Below are 25,924 nucleotides of genomic sequence, written 5' to 3' on the forward strand. Positions count from 1 at the left end.
ATTAAAATCTAAAATTAAACTAAGTAGAAAACTGTAAATACAAATACCCAAACTAAATCGACAAAGTGCCAGTATAAACCAACTTTCTCTACCATTTCGTAGCTTCTTCTTTTTTCGTAAGTACCTAATAATACATTAAAGAAAATAATGATATTAATGATTACTCCTGAAAATACGTGAAATCCGTGGAATCCTGTAATGAAGAAGAAGAAATCAGCAAATAACTTACTCCCGTATTCATTTCTTATTAAGTTAGCACCTTCTACAACATATTTTGCCTGGTTTAAACGAGCTTCAGATTCTGCTCTTGACAAAACTGTTTTTTTCTTTTCTGCTGTAAGATGTTCTGTTCTTATTAATAATTCAGGATGCGCTTTAAAACCTGCCTGAACATCAGCTACTGAATATGTTGGTAATGTTTCTGCACTTTCCATAAACCATTTAGCTTTTGCTCTGCTAAGTTGTTCTGGTTGATTTGGTAATTTTACAGCAAACTCTTCAAGAGCAACTCTTTTACCATCTTTATCAACAAACTGCAATAAACTTCCACCTACTGTTTCAACAGCACCATATTCACCTTTAATGAAGTTTTTCCATTCCCAGGCTTGAGAACCCACGAAAATAAAACCTCCAATAATAGTTAAGAACATATAAATTGCAACTTTTGTTTTTTTCAATTGGTGACCTGCGTCAACAGCCAAAACCATTGTTACAGATGAGAAAATTAAAATAAAAGTCATTAAGGCTACATAATACATTGGAGCCGAAACACCGTGCATAAATGGGAAGTGAGTAAACACTTCATCAGCCAAAGGCCAAGTTTCGATAAATTTAAATCTGGAAAAACCATAAGCCGCCAGAAATCCAGAGAATGTCAAGGCATCCGATACGATAAAAAACCACATCATCATTTTACCATAACTAGCTCCTAATGGCTGGATCTCATGTCCGCCTCCCCAAGTTTTTTCGTTGTTTGCAGTAGTAACTGTCGCTTCCATAAAAGATATTCGTTAAAAAGTTCCCAAATTTACGTTTTTTTCTTATTTAAAGAAATATAAAAATAAAAATAAATATACCCACAATAAATCCAAAAAGTGCCAATACATCGCACCTAGTTCTATACCAAGAGTTTGAGTCGAATTGTATTTTTGTTTAAAATGATTATAAATTATAATTAAAAGTGAAATTAAACCTCCAGCCAAGTGTAATAGGTGCGTAACAGTAACGACATAAAGAAATGTTGTAGTAATAGAACTACCTTCTCCTGTAAAATAATAACCGCTTTTTACAATTTGTCCAAAACCTACAAATTGCAAAACCACAAATAAAACCCCTAAAGCCAGTGTTCCTAAAAGTAATGCTGTAGTTGCACTTCTATTATCTTTTTGAATGGCTTTTTTTGCCAGATAAAAAGTAACACTGCAACCAATAATAACTACTGTACTATAATAAAATGCAGTTGGCAATTCGAAATTCTTCAACCAGTCTGCTCTTGATTTACTTACTACAAATGCACTTGTAAGTCCGGCAAACATCATGGTCATACTTACCATTGCGAATAACAAAATCAGTTTAGCCGATTTTGATTTTCTTACCTGTTCTTCACTTATCGTGTCTTTTGTTAATGTCATTTCCATAACTATCTTAAAAATTTATCTACTATAAATACTATTTGCAGCAACGAAATATACGAAACGCTTACTAACATTAATGTTCTTGCCGCTTTTGGTGTTCGTAACTTATACAAACGCACTGCATAAAACAACATCCATACTCCTAACAAGAACACTATTACAGCTGCAATTGGTGTAATAAACAATTGCCCTGTAAATCCTAAACAAGGAAGTAATGATGCTATTATAAGCCAAACTGTATATAAAATAATCTGTAAAGCCGTTTTTCTGTCTTTTTTTCCTGTAGGCAACATAAATATTCCCGCTTTTTCATAATCTTCATATAAAAACCAGCCAATGGACCAAAAATGTGGAAATTGCCAGAAAAACTGAATTAAAAAAAGTGTTCCTGCTTCGATACCAAATTCTCCTGTTGCCGCAACCCAACCTAACATAAAAGGAATTGCACCCGGAAAAGCACCAACAAAAACTGATAACGAAGTTACTGTTTTTAAAGGTGTATAAACGCTTGTATATAAAAATATTGAAATTGCAGCAAACATTGCTGACTTTGCATTGATCGTATACAACAATGCAATACCAATAATGGTCAACAAACTCGCTACAAACAACGCCATTTTTGGTGACATTCGTCCTGAAGGAACCGGACGATTTTTAGTACGATCCATTAATGAATCGATATCTTTTTCTATTACCTGATTAAAAGCATTTGAAGCTCCAACCATACAGTATCCGCCAATCATTAAAACCAATAAAACACTCCACTTAAAAGGATGCTCATCATTAACACCTAACAAATATCCCGCTATCGAGGAAAACAATACACTGATTGCTAAACCAGCCTTTGTAATCTCTTTGAAATCGTTAAATATTGATTTTATTGAAAATGTATTTTTAGTAGCGTTCAATACAGTATTATTTTGTATGTTTTTTTTGAGTGGTGCAAATGTACAAATTAGATTGTAGAATACTGACCTATAAAATTAGATTTTTTTCAATAAAACCTTTACAAAATAAGGACTTGCAAATCTTTAACACAATTATTTCGAAAAATCTTATTAAAAATACTAGTAATCAAAATACCAATTAAAAATATCTGAACGCAATCCGATAGTAAACCAGGTTGTATTTTGCTTAAATGTAGTTGCCGTTTCTTGTGTTGGATCAAAATTTCTATAAAGGAAACTTCCAAAAAATTTCAAATTAGTCATGGGGTTTATTAAATAACCTCCCTGAATATCTGCTATAAAAATATTGGTTTTATTTCCCTGACCTACTTTTACACCTGTATCATAAGGTCGATCCAGGTCATAACTTTTATAAATATTACCTCCGTAATTATAGCTATTCTCAGCGGTATCAAAATCCAGGCCTCGTTTGCCAACAGTAAATTTAGCATCAGCATAATAACGCCCTTTATGGTAACGTGCAATCGCAACAAGTTCTTCAAAATTACCTCCCCATTGGTGTCCAATACTTTGATTGTTATGTCCGTAATTCGTAATAATAGCACTATGCGAATAAACATATGGACGCACATGATTGTACTCTAACTGCAGCAATAAGTCTTTTACTTTAAAAGCATTAAAGTATTTAGCACCCAATTGATATCCAAATTTATTTGTCCAGCTGTTTTCTCCGCCTGCCATGTCTCCTATCGAAAATTCATCAAGTAAAAACTGGGCATATAAATTAACATTATTGTTCCACTTATATTTTCCAGACATCCCTAAAAGTGCATTTCCGCTTTTTGATGATGACGAAAATTCTACCGAACGATAGAAAATAATTGGGTTCACAAAATTAATATCAAAACCTCTATTATTAGTATCTGTCCAGACTACAGACTCAAAAAAACCTAAATTCAGCTTATTCGAAACATTCCAGCTTAAGTAATGATTCGCCATGAATTTTGTTGCATATGTTCTCTCTAAAGTAACATCAGGACGAACATCCTTAAGCCACATATAGGTATTGGTATATTTTATTTTCCAGAAATTGGTATTTATTTTAAAATAAGGATAAGGACTTGCCCCATCACTTTCAAACAAAGAACGATATCCGTCTCCTATAAAATTTCTTCCGTAACCCAGCTGTAAATCAAAAAATTTGCTTGGCACATAGGTAATATTAGCTTCAGCCAAAGGAAAATCGTAGGCATCGGTTTTAAATCTTTTTGCAATTCCCATTCCCGGAATAATTGCCGGATTACCTCCTGAAGGTTTTAATGTTTCGGCATAATCATTAAAATAACCTGCAAATCGTCCCTGACTTTCAAAAACGGTAGTGGTAAAATTAAGGTTTTTACCTAAACCACCTCTAAAATTTAAGGCGCGCGTATTTACGTAAGTATATGACGCATCAAGATCTGAAGCTTTACCCATTTGCAAATCAAGAATAGGATTTAATGCCAGCCAGTAATCTTCTCCCTGAATCTGAACAAGATTTTCATTCCAGAATTTTCTTCCAAGCCAGGTCGAAACATTTTTATGAAGGGACTGGTTTACTTCTTTTAAATTGTAGTATTTTGAAACCTCGGCATAAGTATAAGGCTTAGAAGCGGTATGATTATTACTTCCAACCTGATTCATGGCACCGTCAAATTGTGCATAATAGCTATGAGAAAACGGAATATTCAAATGACTTTCGAATTCCGGATTATTGTATTTTTTATACACAATACTATCCAGTTCTGTCATTGGTTTTTGGGCAGGTTTCAAAATTTGGGCAGCTGCCAAAGCCTCTTCCGCAATTTGCCCTGAGCTTTTTAATGGAATATCTATTGAAATAGTATATTTAGAATACGTAGGTTTTCCGTTATAAGTAGAAGGTTTTATTTTAGGGAATTTTCCAAAAACCCGTTTTGCTTCTTCTGATAATGCATCGTTTGCAGCATTTACATAAATCACTTTAAACTCTCCATTTGCATCTACCTCAAAAAGTACTTTTACTTCTCCTCTATAATTTGACTGTTTTAAATTTTCAGGAACTGCAAAATTGTTAAAAACAAAATCCTGAACTTCTTTATAAAAACAGTCTTCCAGTTTCTTTGATTGCAAATTTTCGCAATTAGAAAAAACAGGAAATTGTTCTGATGTAAAACCCGGTTTAACTGAAGTATTTGATTCTTGAGAAAAAACGTATAAGGCTGATAATGTCAAAATAAAAGATAGAAAAATCTTATTCACGCAGATGTATGTTTTCAGTTAATATTGATTTGTGGTATTTTCTCCGTTCGCAATTGCTTTTGCAGCCGAAGTTCCGATACGTTTAACGCCTAAACGAATCATTTCTATTGCATCTTCGTAAGACCGGACTCCTCCAGCAGCTTTTACCGGCAAAGGTGATGCATTTTCGAGCATGATTATAATAGTTGGAATAGTTGCTCCGTTTGGTAAATCATTTTCCGTTTTATAAAAACCTGTTGATGATTTCACAAACACAGATCCATAATCCTCTTCTTTAAAATGAGATATTACAACATTTTTTATCAAAGCCGAAAGCTGAATAATTTCTTTATCCGTTAAAGCTGCAACTTCAATAATCCATTTTACTGTTTTATTATTTGCTAAACCAATTTGGCTTCCTATTAAAATTTCTTGTTTTACTAATGCAATATCCCCATTTTTAAAAGCTTCATAATTACAAACAAAATCCAGATCATCTGCTCCGTCTTCGATTGCTTTATTTGCTTCTTTAATTTTAGTTTCTAAACTTTCCTTTCCTTCGGGAAAATCAATTACAGTACCTACAAGTAAAGCAGAGTGGGCTTTTAAAATCATTTCTTTGGCCAGGGCAACATGTTCCGGCCTAATCATAATAAGTTTAAAACCTTCAAGAATTGCTTCTTCGATGGCAGTTTTTACTACAATATTATTCTCAGTTTCCGAAAGTCCGGCCTGAGCAGCAGTTTTTAAGTACGTAGAATCTAAATATTGCTTAACATTCATAATTGTAGAGTTGCGACAAAAATACATTTTATATTCAGAAAAAAACATACTTTTTAAAGCTTGATTTTTCGGCAACAAAAAACCCACCGAAGTGGGTAATTATATTCTTATATTTTATCGATTTGCTTTTTAAAAGCCATTGCAGTAAAGATCCCTATTAAAGCACCAATTGCATTTGCTAAAACATCAGACACGTCAGACGCTCTTGTGGTTGTTAAAACACTTTGTAAGATTTCGATTGTGATTCCAAAAAAAACAGAAAATATAAACGAAATCAAGTATGCTTTATAATCATCAGGCGCTTTGCCTTTAAGTTCCTTTTTGAAAAACAAAATCCAGGAAATTGTGAATCCGAAATGAAAACAAAAATGAACAATCTTATCTATACTTGGGAAACTTACAGCAGGAATATTACTTGAATCCGTCAAACAAAAATAAGTAATGATACCTGAGCATACTATTGCCCAGAGCAGTAATAATTGTTTAGGCACCGATAAGTTGTTTATAAGCTTCGTCAGACAATAATGAATCTATTTCTGATGCATTTGCAATTTTAATTTTAATCATCCATCCAGCTCCGTAAGGGTCAGAATTAACCGTTTCAGGCGCGCTTTCCAGACTATCATTAAAAGCAATAATTTCTCCTGTTAGAGGCAAGAACAAATCAGATACTGTTTTTACAGCTTCAACTGTTCCAAAAACTTCATCTTTATCAAGTGTCTGATCTAAAGTTTCTACTTCAACATACACGATATCTCCTAACTCTTTTTGTGCAAAATGAGTAATTCCTACAGTTGCAACATCTCCTTCGATGCTAACCCATTCGTGATCTTTTGTGTACTTTAAATTTGCTGGTATGCTCATAATACTATGTTTGAAAATTGATATTTTAATAATTAAGGCACAAATGTAATAATCTTCTAATGAAATCCTGTTTAGAAACCAAAAAATTAATTTCCGAAATTATATCGAAGTGTGAACCCTGATCTGATGTTCGTTAAAGGAAATGACGTTGAAATCACAGCTTTCGAGAACGAATGATCATAATAGAATATAGCCGTAAGATTTTTGCTAAACGAATAATCAGCGGTTAATTTTAATGACCAGATATTTTGTCCTGCTGCTAACTGATTGTTATCATAATCTAAATAACGCACCAATGTCTCATTATTTCTAAGAGAGAAATCAGCCTTGATATTAATATCACTTTTAATAATTCCGGTTGGACTGTCTGCAAGTCTTGAGGAGAAAATAACATCTTTAAAACGATATCCTAAACCTACGACATACTCCATTCCTTTTACTTCTGTCAATAAATTATTATCAAAGCTCATTGATAATGCTCTGTCTTTTTTAACCTCCGTAAGTATTCTTAATGAACTTTTCAATTCAAAATCTACTCGTACAAGCGGACTAAACTGCTCTACTAAATTGACATTTGACATGATGGTTTTATTAAAGAAATTGGTATTTACATCTTGTCCGTTTGGAGTTTCCTGATAATCAAAATTAGATCTAAACTGATTTATAGTATAAGATGCCCTGTAATTATGCTGTAATGAAAAACGCTTGAATTTATCTTTGAAATATTTATAGCGCATCAAACCATTGTATTTTACACTCCAGTTTGGAATTGGGAAACTTCTAAAAATATCTGTCGAACTGCCCGAAGCATTACTTCCTGAATAAGCGGCAAGAAATGCAGGCAATAAAACAGCCTGATTACTTTTTGTGTATCCAATTGGATATCCCTGATTGGCAACATATACTTTATAATTAGCATCTGTTTCTGCCGGAATAGGATTGTTTGCATCTCCATATCTAGGAATTGGGGCTCCCCCATAATGATCTTCAGCCAGACGATTAGCAATAACTAAACGGTTATTTCTAAAATCGTCAAACGCAGCAGATTCAGTTTCACTACTGGTCGAAAACGCAGTCTTAATTAATACTGTCGAAATCGAGAACATTCCGTATGTATAAGGAGACAAAGGCATATATTCGCCGTTTACCACACTATATTGTTCTGATGAATTTTCAGAATAAGCGCGATCCATAGTCAGGTCAACTTTTAAGTCTGGCAATAAATCTATATTAGCTGTAATTTTTAAAAGCTTATTGGTTACTTGTGTAAAATTCTGATTGAAATCCTGATAATCTGTCAGCCATCCTCTTTTTGCTGCTTCATAACGCACATCATCCTGACTTCCAAAAATAAATCCTAAAGTAGGTCTTGATGATCCTAAGAAACCAACTCCCGGTGTATATCCAGGTAAAACTGTTCCGCTATTTTTAGTATAATTAACCTGAATATTTTTTACACTGGTCAAAATACCTATCATACTATCATAAAACGGACTACTGCTTGTAGCTGGTTTTGCCGTATTTACAATTTTTTCACCCGGTTTTGGCGGCGCTGCTGCTTTAGGTTTTGCTGCTGTTTTTGATCCGGGTGTTAAACCTAAATACTTATACAATGTATTCATGGTTAAAGTAGTCGTCAATGTATTTGAATTCGCATTCTGTATAGTATTTCCTAAGTCAAATTGATTTCCGTCCGGATCAATATATTCAGAAAATGCAGTCGAGGAACGTTGCCAGTTATAATCAGCCGTATATGAATAAGAAGCTTTTACAAAACTTAAAACAGGAATTTTATTAATAGGAATATCGTAATTCAACACTAATTGCTGTACATGCTGATTTGGTGTTCCTATATCCAAATAATCATCCCAGATATTAAAATCTTCTTTTGGCGTATTATCATCATTCAAAAAGTTTCTTACGATATTATTTGAAGCTGCTGTATAATTTAATTTTAATGATTTTGTCAAATTATAACCAAATCCGTATTGGTAATTAAAGGCAAAATTTCGTCTGTATAAAGGATCAAGTCCAATTCCCTGAACTTCTACTTCTCGATATTGCTGACGGTTACTTTGTCTTAATATATTTGTATTGAAAGAGATATTAGATGGTAAATAATTAAAATTGAAATCACTTAACAATTTCCAATATTCACTTTTTTTCATGAATTTGGTTTGCTTGAAAGGCACTACTTCTTTTGGCTGAAAAGTATAAGCATAATTTACCGCTGTATTTGATTGCTGATCTACATAATCTGCTACTTCATAATCATGACGTTCAACCTCATTATAAGATTGTGATAATGTTAAATTTTCTACATCATAAATATGCGGTTTTTGCTCAGGCGCTCTATCTTTCCTAACTCCTATAAAGTTGATACTTCTTCGTTTTGTATAATCAATAGCACGAGTTCTGATATTTTCTTTTTCTGCCGGATCTGTAGTTTCTTTTATTAACTGATCTAATTTTATATCCTGATTAAAAGGATCGTATTCCGGTGTTATTACCTCTTCGCCAATAGCATAATTAAAAGGCAGATTGATTCCCCATTTTTGAGGTAATAATTTACCTAAATTAAGATTGGTTACGATATTATATTGCTGAAGATCCTCACGATCTCTTTCGTTAGCACCTTGTTCCAAAGATCCAAAACCAATCGTACTCTTTTTACCTGTAGCAGATACTGTAGCAAAATCAGCCATATTGGTGTCAATATTTAATATTGCCGCCATTCCGCCTTTATTCTCTAAATCAGCTAAACGAAGTTCATTGAACCAAACTTCTCCTTTTATGTCTTTATGATCTGCCCTGCTCTTTAATCCAACCATTAAATTTCTAACCAAACCAAAGTTAGGATTTCCTTTTATACCTAATCTTAGTTTACTGTCACCATCTCCTCCTGTACTTAAGTCATCATCCGGATAATAAATCCCGTTAACGTCACGCTTATTAGAGTTGATATCAATAGTCATGGCCTTAATTTTCATTCTGGTCAATAATTCAAGTGCCAGATCTATATTATTATCTTCCATCCAAACCTGATCCGGGCTTATTGTACAAGATCCACCGGTTCTGGTTACTTTTAACGGAATTTCGACTTGATAAAAGTTTTGCGTAAAGTCATTTCCAAAACGAATAAAACCAATCATTTCATCATCCAGCAACGTACTTTCGTTAGGTAAAGATTCAGCATGTAAAAACATTTTAAGTTTTTTGTACTGACGCATATCAACACTCACATTTTTAAATACGGCTCTTGAATCCTGATATTGCAAACCAGCTCCACCAACACGTAATGCCAATGCTTGCTCGTTTTGATTAATTATGGTATTATTATTATACAATTGCTCTCTTTGCACCCCTGGAGGTACAACATAATTTACCGGACATTTTGTACCATTTTCCTGAATATTAACCGCCGCAACATCAAACTCTGTACCGTCGTCATCAGGATTTGTATCATTAGCATCAAGCGTTCCTGTATATCTTCTCCATTCGCCTCTTACCAAATCTAATGCTCCAAAACGCATTGTCATCTGGTTACTAAAACCAGTCATAAACATACGCATGAAACGGATAGATCTAAAATCTGTGATATTACCAACTGTATTTTGCGGCTGAGAAACCGGAATTTTAAACTGAATCCACCTTGCTGTTGTAGTTGATCCGTTTGGTAATTCGACACTACTTACTTCACGGATATCCGTTATATAATTTTGCCCAACTTGCATTCCCGGTTTCACATCAATACTATATTCATAATAAGCATTGATTGTGTTCATGGTATTATCTCTATTGATATCTTCGACATCCGGCAAAGTTGTTGAACCACGATTAGGATCATCTACACTAACTGCAGAGTTCCCTTCGACTCCGTTATAATTTTTATAACGCTCAAGAACCCCTCCGTCTGTATTTAAATAATAGATATAATTATCTGCAGCAGGATCTGCTTCTCCTGCATAATTTGTATAAACTGAACCTTCTCTTGAATCCGGCAAACCATCTAAACCAACATCCTGATTTTTACGATTGTCAGCATTTGTATCAAAGGCATAAATTAAAGATTGTGATGCAGGAACATCTCCCCAAAGCGGTTGCGGATTTACCATTATCTGCCCTGGCCCTAATCCGTTTTCGTATTGTTTTCTTCCGTCTTTTAATACGTCTTCAGAAATCTCACCTAAGTTAAAATATATTTTTCCGGTATTACTTGTTGGTGCTTCAGCATTTCCTACGTAAGGGTCCATTACCCAAAACTGGATGTATTCTACATTTCCCTGCTCAAAATTGGTTGAATTTAAAGCCCGCATAATTCCTCCAAAATTAGAATTGGCAGGATTGGTGCTGAAATTCGGGTTGTTATTATACGGCCCTCTGTCAGAAGGATAGTAACTTAAATCAAGTGTATTAATTACCTGAATTTGTCCTTGTGCAATATCTGTATTTGGATATAATTCTTTACTATAAACTCGTCTTGTTGTGTTTAATGATAAATCATCGTTTGAAATACCAGATGGTTTTGAAGCATAAAAAACAGGATCGATTGTATACCATGCTAATTTTGCACGTTTAAATCCATATTCTAATGTATTTGAATTTGCATTAAACGTGTTATCATTTATAGAATTAACGAAAGGTGTAGATGCTAAACTCCATGCATAAGCTGAGCGCATATCTATTGTAGATTGTGAACCTTCAAAATCATCCACATATATGGTTGCTTCTCCTTCAAAATCACTTGCTTTTGGAGCATCAGGTCTTAAAAAAGCAACTTCTCCACGAATCGAAAGATTCGAAGGAACATCTGTATCAATATTGGGTAATTTATTTACTAATCTGGTAAGGAAAGGAACTTCGGTTGAATAGTTCCCATTAAATCCAAAGATCGTATTGTTTACAGATTCCTGCCCATAACTCGACTTTTGAGTAAAAGGTTTCTCTGTCATTTTTAAAAAGGTTCCACCAATAACAAAATTATCCGAAATTTTGTGTTCAATATTGAATCCCATAAATCTTCGGGTCTGCTGCCCAAAAATTGAATTGTTTTCTAATGAAACTTCAATTGGTGTGTTTGATGCCTGAAGTGAAGGATCTAAAATCTGAACTCTCCCCAGTTGATAATCGACACTATAATCTATACCTTCGACTAATTTTCGTCCAGCTGCCATAACTACAACAGATCCTTGCGGAACGTTGAAGGCCCCAATAGGAATACCGTTACTTCCTGACGATTTATATTTTCCTCTTAATAAGAATTTATTTTTATCACTGTCCTGTAAAGCTCCGGATTGTGTGTTTCTATACATGTTTCTAAACACATATTTTTGCTGATTGGCATTATATGAATTTGGATCATCGTAATTTTCACCTGAACCTGTATTTTGTAATTTTCTAAATAAAAGTTCCCCAAATGGTTCTTTGGTCGTAAAAATGATTCGTCCGTTTTGAACATCTACTGTCACACCCGGAATATAATCAAAGAAACCGTCTCCGCCGGTTTGCGGGTCATTATTATAATTTAACCGGTCTAAGTTAAAGACATTTAATAATGGCGTTTGATCTACTTTATTATCGGCTGTTGCATTCGCAGGAAAAGTTGTTCCCTGAACCGGTGAAATATAATTTATTGGCGAAGGATCTGTATAAAGTATATTTAATCTAAAATCGTCTTGCTTAATTTGATATGCCTGTGGAATTTGGTAAACGTTTTTCATCATCAGGTTCCAAACCGGATTTTGAACATTTGTCAAATTACTTTTCAGCATTTTCAATACTAAACTTTGTGTAATAATAGCCTGATTTGCATTATTGTTTCCTGTTACTACAGTTGCATCAACACCATCACTACCAAATTCTCCTACCTGATACACTTTTCCTCCCACAGTATATTCAAAAGCTACAGCCAGGATTTCATCATTTGCCAAACGCTGCTGCAAAGAGATATATCCTAATTGTGCATTAAAAGTATATTCGGTTGAAGTTAATTTTCTCGCATTTTCCAGTACAGAGTAGTCAGTTCCTTCGCTGGTATTTGCATTATTGAAACCGGACTTTGCCGTTACAATTTCTCTAATATTCGAGTTTAAGTATGATCCTGCCTGACCAATTGTTGCAGGATCGTATTTATTGTTATTATTATCTGTTGGAGTATCTATAGGATTGTTAAAAAAGCCTGTTGAAGAACTTATAACGACAACCTGATTATCAGGAACACCCGTAACCTGGCCTTCACCTAAATCCTGAAGTGCAATAATATTACGTAAATTATTATTGTTTGTACTTACTCTGTTTTGCTTATTAGTGACCCAAACTTCTAATCTTGTTATCTGAACGCGGCTATCAATAAATGGATAATTTTTTAAAGAAGCATCGTATTTGTTTCTAAAGTATTGAGATAAGAAAAAGTGCCTGTCATTATCATAGTCTAAAGCATATAAATCAAAGTTTTGTACGGTTCCGCCACCTTCTGCAACTATACTCTTTGTTTGAGACTTTTGTTCTGAGAAAACTCCTGTTACTGTTGTCTTACCAAATTGTAACTGAGTCTTAACCCCAAATAAACTTTGAGCACCACGAATAAGGGTACTGTTTAATGGCATACTAACGTTACCAACCTCAACTTTCTGAACAATATCATCTTCAGAAGGCGTGTAAGCCAGCTTAAATAAGTTTTGAAAAGCAAATGTTGATTGGGTATCGTAATTAGCATTAACCTCTAATCTGGTTCCTACTTTACCCATTAAACTCATACTTATTCGCTGATCAAAGTCAAAAGTAAGACTTGATCTGTTTCTTGGTGAAAACGAAGGATTATCTTGTTTCGTGTATCGAACCCCCAAGTCCATCTCTACTGATCCTGTGGGTTTTACATCGATTGTATTACTTCCAAAAATACTTTCGAAAAGACTTGAATTAATATAATATCGTGGTAATAAATCCTTTTTAGCAGCTTCACTGCCTTGTTTTTTACCATCAATGGCATCTGATTTTTTTCTGAAATAATCTCTTCTGGATTCTTTCAAAACTAAGTCTTCGTACTCTTTTGGCGTTAATATAATAGGGTAATTGATAGAAAAACCATCAACTGAATTTGTATAGATATATCGATCTGTGATTGGATCATATCTATAGGCAGATAGTACGCTTGGCGGATCTTGCAACTCTACTTTCCCAACTGAGAATTGAGTTTTCGTTGTATCTTTAACCGTTGGATTAACTTGCGCACGCAAAACATTACCGCAAAACAAGAACAGTAAAAAAATACAAATTTTACGCATACAATTCGTTTATAAAAAATTGAGTTTATAGGCTTTTTAACGCTTTCTTAATGATTGTTTCGACTGTAGCTTCCGGATCTTCTTTTACAATTTTCTCTACTACTTTTTCTGAAGTTTTTCTAATGAAACCTAAAACTTCCAAAGCAGATAACGCTTCATCTCGGTTTGTATTGTTTTGCACTACAGAAACTTCGTCCAAATCGTACAACTTTAACACTTTTTCCTTCAAATCAAGGATAACTCGCTGTGCCGTTTTGTTTCCAATCCCTTTTATGGACTGAATAACGCCTACATCTCCGGATGCAATTGCGTTGATAATTTGCCTTGGTTCTATCGAGGATAACATTGTTCTGGCAATGTTTGCTCCAATACCGGAAACAGACAATAACATTCTGAATATTTCACGCTCTGATTTTTCGACAAAACCAAATAAAGTATGCGCATCTTCTTTGATTTGAAGATGCGTATACAGTTTTATATTTTCAGCATTGGGAATTAACGAAAAGGTATGTAAAGATATATTTACCTGATAACCAACACCTCCACAGTCAATAATGACGTCTGTAGGATTTTTCTCCACTAATTTACCCTGCAAATGTGCTATCATAGTTAATTTATTAAGGGTCAAATATAACAAAAATGCAATAAAAATACGACAATATTATTCGATCCTTATTATTTGTACTATTTAGCTAATTTATTTTTTTTATTTTCTTTCTCCTGAGCATCAATGACTGCAATAGCTGCCATATTAACCATTTCTTCTACACTTGCACCTAATTGAAAAATGTGAACAGGTTTTCCCATTCCCATCATAATTGGACCAATAGAATTTACTTTATACAACTCTTTTAATAATTTATAAGTAATATTAGCTGACTCTAAGTTAGGGAAAATCAATGTGTTTACTTTTTTACCTGCTAATTTAGAGAAAGGAAATTTCTCTGCAAGCATTTCCTGATTCAAAGCAAAATCTGCCTGAATTTCTCCATCAACAATTAATTCCGGATGATTTTTATGTAAGTATGCTACTGCTTCTCTTACTTTTGACGCTCCAGGACTTGTAGATGATCCAAAGTTAGAGAATGAAACCATTGCAATAACGGGTTCAACACCAAACATTTTTGCCGTTTTTGCAGTCATGATTGCAATATTAACTAAATCTTCGGCTGATGGATTAATATTAATCGCTGTATCTGACAAGAACATTGGTCCTCTTGAAGTCATCATCATGTTTGCCGTTGCAATCAATGAAGCTCCCTGCGCTTTATCAATTAATTGCATCATTGGTTTTACAACCGTTGGGTAACTTCTTGTATGACCGGTAACTAATGCATCTGCTTCGCCTTCGTTTACCATCATTGCAGCAAAATAATTTCTTTCGCGCATGAACTTTTGGGCATCTAGTAACGAAACACCTCTGCGTTCTCTTGTTTCCCAATATGAAGTTGCAAATCTATTACGTCTTGATTCTTCATCATTTGTTTTAGGATCTATGATTTCAAGTTCAGCATCAAAACCTAATTCAGCTTTTAATTCTAAAATTACTTCTTTATTTCCTAATAAAATTGGAAGTCCAATTCCGTCTTCATGAACAATTTGTGCTGCTTTTAATACGTTTAATTGATCTGCTTCTGCAAAAACAATTCGCTTAGGATCCATTTTAGCACGATTTGTAATCAAACGAACCATTTTATTATCATTACCCATACGTTCGCGAAGGTGATCTTCGTAAGCTGCCCAATCTGTAATAGGATTTTTTGCTACTCCTGACTCCATTGCTGCTCTTGCAACAGCAGGCGCTACAACTGTAATCAAACGTGGATCAAACGGTTTAGGGATAATATATTCCTGACCAAAGCCCAGTTTCATTGCACCGTAAGCTACGTTTACTTGTTCCGGAACAGGTTCTTTTGCTAAAATAGCCAACGCTTTTACAGCAGCCATTTTCATTGCTTCGTTAATTTTTGTAGCACGTACGTCTAATGCTCCTCTAAAAATATACGGAAAACCAAGAACGTTATTTACCTGATTAGGAAAGTCTGAACGTCCTGTAGCCATAATAACATCTTTACGAGTTTCTGTAGCTAAGTTATAATCGATTTCCGGATTTGGATTTGCCATTGCAAATACAATCGGATTTTCTTTCATTGTCAATAACATTTCTGCAGACAAAATACCCCCTGAAGATAAACCAATAAAAACATCGGCACCTTTTACAGCTTCGGCTAAATCAATTTTAGCACCGTCTACAGCATATTTTAATTGTAATTCTGATAGTGCAGGATTATCTTTTGTTAAAAGTCCTTTACTATTAAACATTAAAATATTCTCTACTTTTACACCTAACAAAACATATAAATCAGTACAAGCTATCGCTGCAGAACCTGCACCTGAAACTACTACTTTTACATCTTCTGCTTTTTTTCCTGCTAATTCAAGGGCGTTAATTAATGCTGCCGAAGAAATAATTGCTGTACCATGCTGATCATCGTGCATTACAGGAATATCTAATTCTTCTACCAGTCTTCTTTCTATCTCGAAAGATTCCGGAGCTTTAATATCCTCAAGATTGATTCCTCCAAAAGTTGGAGCAATATTTTTTACGGTCTGAATAAATTCTTCAATATCCTTTGTTCCAATTTCAATATCAAAAACATCAATATCAGAGAATATTTTAAACAATAAACCTTTACCTTCCATTACTGGTTTAGAAGCCTCGGGACCAATATCTCCAAGTCCTAAAACAGCTGTACCGTTTGAGATAACGGCAACTAAATTTCCTTTTGCTGTATATTTGTAAACGTCATCAACGTTTGCTGCAATTTCTAAACATGGCTCTGCAACACCTGGCGAATAAGCCAAAGACAAGTCTCTTTGGGTTGCGTATTTTTTTGTTGGAACTACCTGAATTTTTCCTGGAGTTGGTTCTGAATGGTACAGTAACGCTTCTCTTCTTTTACTCTCTTTGTTCATTTATTTTAGCTTTTATTCTAGCTTACAAAGATATAAGTCTTGGTTTAAATTGGCCTATTTTTACAGCTTTCTTTTCCTAAAATAACAATTTTGGAAAACCAAAAAAAATAGTCCGCTATTATTTGGACTATTTTTTAAAGCTTATTTTTTAAATTTCTTTTACTGAGAAATATAAGAGTTTAAGTGATTTATTGTGTCTTTTTGAATTTCTATAATCGCCTTTACAACATCGCTTATAGAAATTATTCCTACTACGATTCCATCCTCCAGAACTGGTAAATGTCTGATTCTTTTGGTACTCATAAGTTCCATACAATCTTCGATATTGTTTGAAAGTTTTACCGAAAAAACATTGCTTTCCATAATTTCATGAACAAAGGTCTCTTTTGAAGATTTATCTTTTAAAACAATTTTTCGGGCATAATCCCTTTCAGACAATATTCCTTTTAAATCGGTGTCATCGATAACCAGAATAGCACCTATGTTTTTCTCTCCCATCACTTTTAAGGCTTCATAAACCGTTGTTGTTGACAGAACAGAATAAACATTTTTTCCTTTTGTGTTTAGTATTTGATTTACAGTCATATCTGAAAAATTTTAGATTTATAAAGTTAAAAAAAAATGCACACACACAACAACGAAATCGATTTTTTAAAACTTAACACATTCATTTTAAACATAATAAGTTAAATTTTGTTTTAAAGAAATTTTAAAGTAAAAAAATGAATGAATTTTAAGACTTTTTTGCGGAAAATGCAGGGTTTTTGATTTTTACGTATGAAATTCCTGCAACTTTATTATCACGAACCAAATTAAAATTTCGATATGTTTTTATAAACTGGACTAAAGTCCAGCCCTACAACATTAATCGAGCCGATGGCTCTTCTATGGCTTTTATAAAAATAAAGCATACATATCATCTCTTTATAAAGTTCCAGAGGAGCAAAATATGTTGTAGAGCTGGACTTTAGTCCAGTTGAAACATACAAAGTGAAGGGAATATTACATTCTACCCCGCTGGGATTTTCGCATTTTTTGTCTTTTTTGAGGAACGAGAAATCTTCGCAAGATGCTCCGTAATAATTAGTTTAGGTAAAATATTTACCGAGTTTCAAATCATGCTCCAGCGGAGCAAAATATTTATAGCAAAAAACAATATGATTTCTGAATTAAAGCTCCATCGGAGCGAAATAGATTTTTATTCTGCAATTAATATTCCACCCCGATGGGGCTCAATTACGCAAATTATTTATTTTCTATAAATATATCATCCCGCTGGGATTTTCGCATTTTTTGTCTTTTTGAGGAACGAGAAATCTTCGCAAGATGCTCCGCAATAATTAGTTTAGGTAAAATATTTACCGAGTTTCAAATCATGCTCCAGCGGAGCAAAATATTTATAGCAAAAAACAATATGATTTCTGAATTAAAGCTCCAGCGGAGCGAAATAGATTTTTATTCTGCCATAAATATTCCACCCCGATGGGGCTCAATTACGCAAATTATTTATTTTCTATAAATATATCATCCCGCTGGGATTTTCTCATTTTTTGTCTTTTCGAGGAACGAGAAATCTTCGCAAGATTCTCCGTAATAATTAGTTTAGGTAAAATATTTACCGAGTTTCAAATCATGCTCCAGCGGAGCAAAATATTTATAGCAAAAAACAATATGATTCTGAATTAAAGCTCCATCGGAGCGAAATAGATTTTTATTCTGCCATTAATATTCCACCCCGATGGGGCTCAATTACGCAAATCATTTATTTTCTATAAATATATCATCCCGCTGGGATTTTCGCATTTTGTGAATTGCTATGTTTACTCCAATTAAAAATCTATTTATCGTTACTTACGAAAAAAAATAATTAACATATTATAGTATGTGAGAATTAATAAATATAAAACGGAAATTGCATGAATTAACACACTAAATTTAAAGCCGACATTTATGTCGTACCTTTTTTCATTCCTGTTTAATAGATTTGTTTCGCGGAAAACCAAATAGAATAAAATTTAAAATCAATAATAAAAACATACTAGAAATGGAACCAAATGAAACTGAAAAATTAGAGAATCTTAGAAAATTAATTTCTCTGTATTTTAACCGTTCAAAGTCAAATAATAATAAATCAGACGTTTATACGACTCAAGTTAATATCAATTATTATGAGATTGGTTGCGTAATTACCAATATGATAAAAATGTGTATTTTGACACTGGATAATGAAGGAGATAAAAGGTCAAGCACCAACAAAAATCCCATAAATGTTTCTCTTGTCTTAGAAATGGTTCTTGAAATGTTTCCTATAAATGAATTTGAATTGCTAAGCGAAATTAACCAGATGTTTGTTGCTGATAATTAATTACTCTGCAAATTATTATAAATTAGTAATAATAAATTCACTGCGTCGGTTTTGTTGATGTTGTTGTTCTGTACATTTTACACCATCGGCGCATTTATTTACCAATTGTGTTTCTCCAAATCCTTTTGCTGATAATCGACTTCCGTCAACTCCTTTACTAATTAGCCAGTTTTTGGTTGATTGGGCTCGTTTTTCTGAAAGAATCATATTATTCGAAGCCGATTGTCTACTATCTGTATGCGAACGAATATCGAGTTTTAATGTTGGATATTGTTTTAATACATCGACAATTTTCTGCAACTGTGGTTCTGATGATTTTCTGATGGTAGCTTTGCCTAAATCAAAAAAGTTCATAGGAATATTAAGTGTTTTTGCTAAATCTGTACCAACAGCAATAGGTTTCATTTTTACAGATTTAACTGCCACTGTTTTTATCATTATAGTTTTAGCAACTAACGGAATGGCTTTCTTTTCGAGCGAAATTGGTAAAGTTGTTTTTCCTGTACCTTTTTTTATTGCTACCGTAATTTCCTTTATATCATAATCGTTTTTGGATGTTTTTATGGTATATTTTTTACCACATTTGACATTCGGGAAAATATAATTTCCATTTTGGTCCGAAATAACTTGTATTGCATTTTGTTTCGTTTCATCAAACAAAATCAATGTTACATTTGCAAGAACTTCATTTGTATCTGCATCTGTAATTGTACCTGATAATTCTTGCTCGCAAATAAGTCTTCTGGTTTCTGTAAAGCGATATACATCATCGAATCCATGTCCGTTTTCTCTGTTAGAAGAAAAAAAGCCGTTTCTGTTTTTACTATTAATTATAAAAGCAAAATCATCTTGTTTACTATTTATTGGTTCTCCAAGATTCTGGATTTCATCATATGAACCGTCTTTGTTTATTTTTGAAACAAAAACGTCAAGTCCGCCTAAACCAGGTCTTCCGTCGCTGGCAAAATAAAGTTCGTTATCACCGGAGATAAAAGGAAAAGTTTCTCTGCCCTCGGTATTAATTGAAGTTCCTAAATTTTCAGGTTTTTCAAAACTCCCGTCATCATTTATTTTTACTTTAAACAAATCAGATTGTCCTAATGTTCCCGGCATATCAGATGCAAAATACAATGTTTTATCATCCAGACTTAATGCCGGATGTGCCACGCTGTATTGATTACTGTTAAAGGGAAGTTCCTCTATATTTGACCATTCGCCATTAATTAAGGTTGCTTTGTATAATTTTAATAAAGTAATTTTCTTTTCGCTTCTGCCTCTTTTTCCGTTTAAAAAATTGTTTCGGGTAAAATACATTGTTCTTCCGTCTTTTGTAAAAACAGGTGTTGATTCATTGAACTTTGTATTTACTTTTTTATGAAAGCGCTGCGGAATCCCTACACTTCCGTCTAACATTAATTCGGCACTATATAGATTAGTAAAGGATTTATTGGTCCATTTAAAATTTTTCTTCACTACAGCGCCTGTATCTCTTGCTGAAGCAAAAATTAATTTATTGTCTAAAATAGCACTTCCATAGTCAGAATAATTAGAATTAACTCCCGCATCTGCAATTTCATATCTTCCGGAGTTAGACTTTATTTCTTCTAAATAATTTTTATTGCTTTCGAATAAAATACCTCTTTTATCTTCTGTCAATTTGCGATTGAACTTTTCTAAAATTGTATCTGCTTTAGCATAATTTCCCTTTGATTTCAAACATTGTGAATATCTGTACAAATACTCCGGTTCTTGCTGCTCGTTCATAGCAAACAATTCATCGTACCATTTTAAGGCATTAAGCAATTCTCCATTAAAATAATAGGAATTACCAAGACGCTGAAACATTTTTTCGTCTTTATAACCTTTATTTGCAATACTTTCATAAGCTTTTATTGCATCTACATAAGCAAAATTTTCATACTTATCATTTGCCTCTTTTATACTTGGCGTTTGTGCAATTGCATTTGAACAAAACAGTAAAAATAAAACGATATATTTTAAATTTTTTATTCTCATGGATCGAATTTATTAGAAGAATCTTGGTGACGTAATTCTATTGTAATTATTAAAGAACTCAAAACGAAGGAAAATTTCATGCGATCCTGAATTATACCTTCTTAAATTTGTTGTTTCATGATCATAACCATACCCTATATACAAACCATCTGATACCTGAAAACCTGCCATAGCACTCACTGATGCGCTCCATCTATAGGCAAGGCCCACTACAAATTTATCATTGAACATAAAGTTACCCGAAACATCAACCTGAAGCGGAGCTCCTTGTACCATTTTTGTTAGTAATGCCGGTTTGAATTTGATGTAATAATCAAGATCAAAGACATAACCTGCCATAAAATAGTAATTGATTTTATCCTTAAAAATAGCTGTGTCATTGTCATTGTATCTATTGGTTTCGATAAAATTAGGAACTGATAATCCTAAATAAGCCTTATCTGAATGCCAATAAACACCTGCTCCAATATTGGGTGTAATTTTATTATTTAAATCCTGAAATTGCGGATCTCCCTGATCTTCAAAACTTAATTTATTTACATCTAAATTAAAAAGATTTGCTGTGGCTTTAATTCCAAAAGAAAGTTTGTAGGTTTCTGATGTTGGAACCGTATAGGATAAATCTGCAGACAAAGTGTTTTCGTTAGTTGGACCAATTTTATCGTTAACCAGGGAAACTCCTAGTCCTAAATTGCTATTGCTTAAAGGAGTGTTTACAGAGAAAGTACTAGTCTCTGGTGCGCCATCAAGACCAACCCATTGCGTACGATATAAACCAAAAACACTTAATACGCCGCGAGAACCTGCATATGCGGGATTGATCGTAATGGTATTATACATGTATTGGGTAAATTGAGAATCTTGCTGCGCCGAACACACAACGGAAAAAAACATGAAAATTAAAATTATCTTTTTCATTTAAAAAGCTTTAAATAGCGGTCGGACTCAACCAAACCGCTTGTATTTTTTATTTGTTTATATATAAATAACCTGACATTTCATGCGAATTAGAACCGCTGTCTTTATATTTCAATATGTAGAAATAGGTTCCTACCGGCAATCCGTCTGCTTGTTTTACAGTTGTACGTCCTTCAGAAAAACCTTTGAAAGCACGATCTTCATTGTTGTATTTATCAATATCGTATACTAAAACGCCCCAACGATTGTATATTTCTACTGTATTATCAGGATAACATTCTAATCCTTGTATGTAGAATCTTGTGTTTTTCTCATCTCCGTTTGGAGAAAATGCATTAAAAACTTTTATAACACACCCGTTTAAAGGCAATACTGTTGGTTTGTCGCCAGTGTTGTTTTCGTCATCAGACATGTCTTCGACTACAACTCCTTTATCACTGACAGCTTTTACACTTGCCTGATTGCTTACACTGCCTTTGTTTATATCACTTTGTGTAATTTTATAAGTACCCGTAAAATTATTCTCATCTGATTCGTTTATTTCTAAATCAATTGCTTGTCCGGATACAATAACACCCGGTAAAGGATCTGAAACCATAACTCGTCTTAATGGAACGTTTCCGGTATTGGTTACTTTAAATTTGTAAGTAATGGTTTCACCTGCATTTGCATATCCGCTGGCATTTTCATCATTAAAGACCGCTGTTTTGATGATTGCAATTGCAGGAACTTCTACAAAAACATTTAACGTTGCTGTAGCACAATTACCTGAATTTGATTTTTCACAAACCTGATATATTAATGAATAATTTCCTCCGGGAGTATTTGGTTTCACATTTACTGTTCCGTCTGCATTAAACTCAAAATAATTGTTTTTTGGTGTATTTGTAATTACGACATCCGAAGAATTAATTGGTAAACCTTTTAATAAATCATTATCCAAAACATTTATGAATTCAAGCGAACCATTTATTCCGTCCACATTTACTACTCCTTCATTATTAAGAACAATTTGGGTTAATGGTGCCGTTGGCGGATTAGCTTCTACAATATTCACAACTTTAATTTTTACAACAGCCTGACTACAATTAGAACTATTTAAAAGTTCACAAATTTGATATGTCAACTCATAATTTCCTGGTAACGTTCCTGGTTTTACTTCTATTGTACCATCTGCTTTTAAAATTAGGTTAGGATTCGAAACAACAGTCGTTAAAACAACAGTTGCAGGATTAAGTGCCACTCCGTTTAATGTATCGTTACTAAATATATTTGTTGATGAACTTTGTCCTTTATTGCTGTCTACAGTTCCTGCATTGTCATTGTTTGCTTGTAAAACTGCTCCTGTTACCGGAATGTAACTTTTTACAGTTGAACAATTGGTTTGATTTAAATATTCGCAAATGCTATATTCAACTTCATAAATACCTATTGGCGTTCCTGCGCTTACTGTTATCGTTCCGTCTGAATTTAAAATTAATCCTGTTGGTACATTAACAGGTTTTAAGATTACTCCTCCCGGAGTATTTGAGATAATTGCCGGATTTCCGTTTAAAGTATCGTTATTAATTAATGATAAAGTAGTTCCTCCGATACTGCCATTTATTGGAAGCGTATTTTCGGTCACTGCATTAATTATTCCGTTACCAACCACAACCGTTGCTGTATTGGACGCGCAGTTTACAGGGTTTGCTCCTTCTTCGCAGATTGTGTAGGTGATTGTATAAGTTCCCGATTTTGTATTCGGGTCCAAAGTCAGTTCACCATTGGCATCAATACTTAATGGTCCGTTGGTAATGGGTGTTACACTTGTATTGGCTGCCGTAACCGGTAATCCGTTTAACGTATCGTTTGAGGTTACGTTTCCTATTGTAGTCGTTGTAGTCGCCGAAGTTTGCGCCGGATAGGTATTATCGACAGTCGCTACAAGCGTATTTTCAACCACAACCGTCGCTGTATTGGATGCGCAGTTTACAGGATTTGCCCCTTCTTCACAGATCGTGTAGGTGATCGTATAAGTTCCCGATTTTGTATTCGGGTCCAAAGTCAGTTCACCATTGGCATCAATGCTTAATGGTCCGTTGGTAATGGGTGTTACGTTTGTATTTGCAGATGTTACCGGTAATCCGTTTAATGTATCGTTTGATGTTACGTTTCCTATTGTCGTAATTGTTGTTGCCGAAGGTTGCGCCGGATAAGTATTATCGACAGTCGCTATAATCGTGTTTTCAACCACAACAGTCGCTGTATTGGATGCGCAGTTTACAGGATTTGCTCCTTCTTCGCAGATCGTGTAGGTAATGGTATAAGTTCCCGATTTTGTATTCGGGTCCAAAGTCAGTTCACCATTCGCATCAATACTTAATGGTCCGTTTGTAATTGGAGTTACGTTCGTATTTACCGATGTTACCGGTAATCCGTTTAGTGTATCGTTTGAGGTTACGTTTCCTATTGTTGTTGCTGATGAAGTTTGTGCCGGATAGGTATTATCTACATTGGCAACAATAGTGTTTTCAACCACAACAGTCGCTGTATTCGATGCGCAGTTTACCGGGTTTGCGCCTTCTTCACAGATCGTGTAGGTAATCGTGTATGTTCCCGATTTGGTATTCGGGTCCAAAGTCAGTTCACCATTGGCATCAATGCTTAATGGTCCGTTGGTAATTGGTGTTACACTCGTATTTGCCGATGTTACCGGTAATCCGTTTAGTGTATCGTTTGAGGTTACGTTTCCAACTGTTGTAATTGTAGTTGCCGAAGGTTGCGCCGGATAGGTATTATCTACATTCGCTACAATAGTATTTTCAACCACAACAGTCGCTGTATTGGATGCGCAGTTTACAGGATTTGCCCCTTCTTCACAGATCGTGTAGGTGATTGTATAAGTTCCCGATTTTGTATTCGGGTCCAAAGTCAGTTCACCATTGGCATCAATACTTAATGGTCCGTTTGTAATTGGTGTTACGTTCGTATTGGCTGCCGTAACCGGTAATCCGTTTAAGGTGTCGTTTGTTGTAACATTTCCTATTGTTGTTGTTGTTGTTGATGCAGTTTGTGCCGGATAGGTATTATCGACATTGGCAACAATCGTGTTTTCAACCACAACAGTCGCTGTATTCGATGCGCAGTTTACAGGATTTGCCCCTTCTTCGCAGATCGTGTAAGTGATTGTATAAGTTCCCGATTTGGTATTCGGGTCCAAAGTCAGTTCACCATTGGCATCAATACTTAATGGTCCGTTGGTAATGGGTGTTACATTGGTATTTGCCGATGTTATCGGTAATCCGTTTAGCGTATCGTTTGATGTTACGTTTCCTATTGTGGTCGTTGTTGCTGATGCAGTTTGTGACGGATACGTATTATCTACATTGGCAACAATAGTGTTTTCAACTATAACCGTAGCCGTGTTTGATGCACAGTTGATTGGGTTTGCCCCTTCTTCACAGATCGTGTAGGTGATCGTATAAGTTCCCGATTTTGTATTCGGGTCCAAAGTCAGTTCACCATTGGCATCAATACTTAATGGTCCATTGGTAATTGGAGTTACGTTCGTATCTGCCGATGTTACCGGTAATCCGTTTAGCGTATCGTTTGATGTTACGTTTCCAACTGTCGTAGTCGTTGTTGCCGAAGTTTGTGCCGGATAGGTATTATCTTCATTGGCACAAATTTTAGAATCAATAACGGCACTTGAGCTTAAAGATTCACAATTATTTACTTTTGCAATTATTGTGTAACTACCTGCTGGAGCTGTAATTGTATTTCCTGTTTGATTAACTCCTGCTGAAGGACTTATGACATAAGTATAACCTGCGTCATAATTTGTAATAGTAAAACTACCCGTTGCTACTGCACATGTTTGTTGGGTTACAGAACTCAATAAAGGTTTAGCCGGAGTTGTGTTTACTGTTACGGCTA

At 34.3% G+C, this 25,924-nt stretch carries 15 protein-coding genes; 1 reads left to right on the forward strand and 14 read right to left on the reverse strand.

Annotated elements, in window-relative coordinates:
• Positions 1 to 14: 14 nt before the first annotated feature.
• The 11 genes from RC62_RS10420 to RC62_RS10470 form a co-directional block, all read right to left on the reverse strand.
• The gene (locus RC62_RS10420) at positions 15 to 998 is read right to left on the reverse strand and encodes a cytochrome c oxidase subunit 3 (protein ID WP_055095147.1); all 984 of its coding nucleotides are present in this window, start codon (positions 996 to 998) and stop codon (positions 15 to 17) included.
• A 42-nt stretch (positions 999 to 1,040) separates the two neighbouring features.
• Entirely contained in the window at positions 1,041 to 1,637 is a 597-nt protein-coding gene (locus RC62_RS10425) for a heme-copper oxidase subunit III (RefSeq protein ID WP_055095148.1), read from the reverse strand.
• Positions 1,638 to 1,639: 2 nt separating this feature from the next.
• Positions 1,640 to 2,542: a heme o synthase gene (gene cyoE, locus RC62_RS10430; protein WP_055095149.1), complete on the reverse strand. Its 903-nt coding sequence runs from the start codon at positions 2,540 to 2,542 to the stop codon at positions 1,640 to 1,642.
• 159 nt (positions 2,543 to 2,701) lie between these two features.
• Positions 2,702 to 4,822 carry an energy transducer TonB gene (locus tag RC62_RS10435; protein ID WP_055095150.1) on the reverse strand — a complete coding sequence of 707 codons (2,121 nt, stop codon included), beginning with the start codon at positions 4,820 to 4,822 and terminating at the stop codon, positions 2,702 to 2,704.
• 18 nt (positions 4,823 to 4,840) lie between these two features.
• The gene (deoC, locus tag RC62_RS10440; protein WP_055095175.1) at positions 4,841 to 5,584 is read right to left on the reverse strand and encodes a deoxyribose-phosphate aldolase; all 744 of its coding nucleotides are present in this window, start codon (positions 5,582 to 5,584) and stop codon (positions 4,841 to 4,843) included.
• 107 nt (positions 5,585 to 5,691) lie between these two features.
• Positions 5,692 to 6,075, reverse strand: coding sequence for a VanZ family protein (locus RC62_RS10445; protein ID WP_055095151.1), 384 nt, complete (start codon positions 6,073 to 6,075; stop codon positions 5,692 to 5,694).
• Complete coding sequence (gene gcvH, locus RC62_RS10450; protein WP_055095152.1) at positions 6,068 to 6,448, reverse strand: glycine cleavage system protein GcvH; 381 nt, start codon at positions 6,446 to 6,448, stop codon at positions 6,068 to 6,070. The genes RC62_RS10445 and gcvH overlap by 8 nt, the downstream gene beginning before the upstream one ends.
• A gap of 86 nt (positions 6,449 to 6,534) precedes the next feature.
• Positions 6,535 to 13,731 carry a cell surface protein SprA gene (sprA, locus tag RC62_RS10455; RefSeq protein ID WP_055095153.1) on the reverse strand — a complete coding sequence of 2,399 codons (7,197 nt, stop codon included), beginning with the start codon at positions 13,729 to 13,731 and terminating at the stop codon, positions 6,535 to 6,537.
• A 25-nt stretch (positions 13,732 to 13,756) separates the two neighbouring features.
• The gene (gene ruvA / locus RC62_RS10460) at positions 13,757 to 14,338 is read right to left on the reverse strand and encodes a Holliday junction branch migration protein RuvA (protein ID WP_055095154.1); all 582 of its coding nucleotides are present in this window, start codon (positions 14,336 to 14,338) and stop codon (positions 13,757 to 13,759) included.
• 77 nt (positions 14,339 to 14,415) lie between these two features.
• Positions 14,416 to 16,707 carry an NADP-dependent malic enzyme gene (locus RC62_RS10465; RefSeq protein ID WP_055095155.1) on the reverse strand — a complete coding sequence of 764 codons (2,292 nt, stop codon included), beginning with the start codon at positions 16,705 to 16,707 and terminating at the stop codon, positions 14,416 to 14,418.
• 159 nt (positions 16,708 to 16,866) lie between these two features.
• On the reverse strand, positions 16,867 to 17,292 hold the full coding sequence (locus RC62_RS10470) for a CBS domain-containing protein (protein ID WP_055095156.1): 426 nt from the start codon (positions 17,290 to 17,292) through the stop codon (positions 16,867 to 16,869).
• A 1,459-nt stretch (positions 17,293 to 18,751) separates the two neighbouring features.
• Here RC62_RS10470 and RC62_RS10475 point away from each other — a divergent pair.
• Positions 18,752 to 19,072, forward strand: coding sequence for a hypothetical protein (locus tag RC62_RS10475; RefSeq protein WP_055095176.1), 321 nt, complete (start codon positions 18,752 to 18,754; stop codon positions 19,070 to 19,072).
• Positions 19,073 to 19,087: 15 nt separating this feature from the next.
• Here the strand turns inward: RC62_RS10475 and RC62_RS10480 are convergent, their stop codons facing one another.
• From RC62_RS10480 to RC62_RS10490, 3 genes are all read right to left on the reverse strand, one after another.
• A complete protein-coding gene (locus RC62_RS10480; protein WP_055095157.1) occupies positions 19,088 to 21,088 on the reverse strand; it encodes an OmpA family protein in 2,001 nt (666 codons plus the stop codon).
• Positions 21,089 to 21,100: 12 nt separating this feature from the next.
• Positions 21,101 to 22,006, reverse strand: a complete 906-nt coding sequence (locus RC62_RS10485; protein WP_055095158.1) for a type IX secretion system membrane protein PorP/SprF — start codon at positions 22,004 to 22,006, stop codon at positions 21,101 to 21,103.
• A 49-nt stretch (positions 22,007 to 22,055) separates the two neighbouring features.
• Positions 22,056 to 25,924 (reverse strand): gliding motility-associated C-terminal domain-containing protein (locus RC62_RS10490; RefSeq protein ID WP_157472466.1); only part of this gene is annotated, 3,869 nt, incomplete at its 5' end.

Origin of the sequence: Flavobacterium aquidurense (assembly GCF_001404985.1) — a bacterium.
GTDB lineage: Bacteria > Bacteroidota > Bacteroidia > Flavobacteriales > Flavobacteriaceae > Flavobacterium > Flavobacterium aquidurense_B.

Bases quoted from the DNA above. Each gene is read 5' to 3' on its own strand.
- RC62_RS10420 (WP_055095147.1), bottom strand. From the start codon at position 998: ATGGAAGCGACAGTTACTACTGCAAACAACGAAAAAACTTGGGGAGGC.
- RC62_RS10425 (WP_055095148.1), bottom strand. From the start codon at position 1,637: ATGGAAATGACATTAACAAAAGACACGATAAGTGAAGAACAGGTAAGA.
- deoC (WP_055095175.1), bottom strand. From the start codon at position 5,584: ATGAATGTTAAGCAATATTTAGATTCTACGTACTTAAAAACTGCTGCT.
- gcvH (WP_055095152.1), bottom strand. From the start codon at position 6,448: ATGAGCATACCAGCAAATTTAAAGTACACAAAAGATCACGAATGGGTT.
- sprA (WP_055095153.1), bottom strand. From the start codon at position 13,731: ATGCGTAAAATTTGTATTTTTTTACTGTTCTTGTTTTGCGGTAATGTT.
- ruvA (WP_055095154.1), bottom strand. From the start codon at position 14,338: ATGATAGCACATTTGCAGGGTAAATTAGTGGAGAAAAATCCTACAGAC.
- RC62_RS10465 (WP_055095155.1), bottom strand. From the start codon at position 16,707: ATGAACAAAGAGAGTAAAAGAAGAGAAGCGTTACTGTACCATTCAGAA.
- RC62_RS10470 (WP_055095156.1), bottom strand. From the start codon at position 17,292: ATGACTGTAAATCAAATACTAAACACAAAAGGAAAAAATGTTTATTCT.
- RC62_RS10475 (WP_055095176.1), top strand. From the start codon at position 18,752: ATGGAACCAAATGAAACTGAAAAATTAGAGAATCTTAGAAAATTAATT.
- RC62_RS10480 (WP_055095157.1), bottom strand. From the start codon at position 21,088: ATGAGAATAAAAAATTTAAAATATATCGTTTTATTTTTACTGTTTTGT.
- RC62_RS10485 (WP_055095158.1), bottom strand. From the start codon at position 22,006: ATGAAAAAGATAATTTTAATTTTCATGTTTTTTTCCGTTGTGTGTTCG.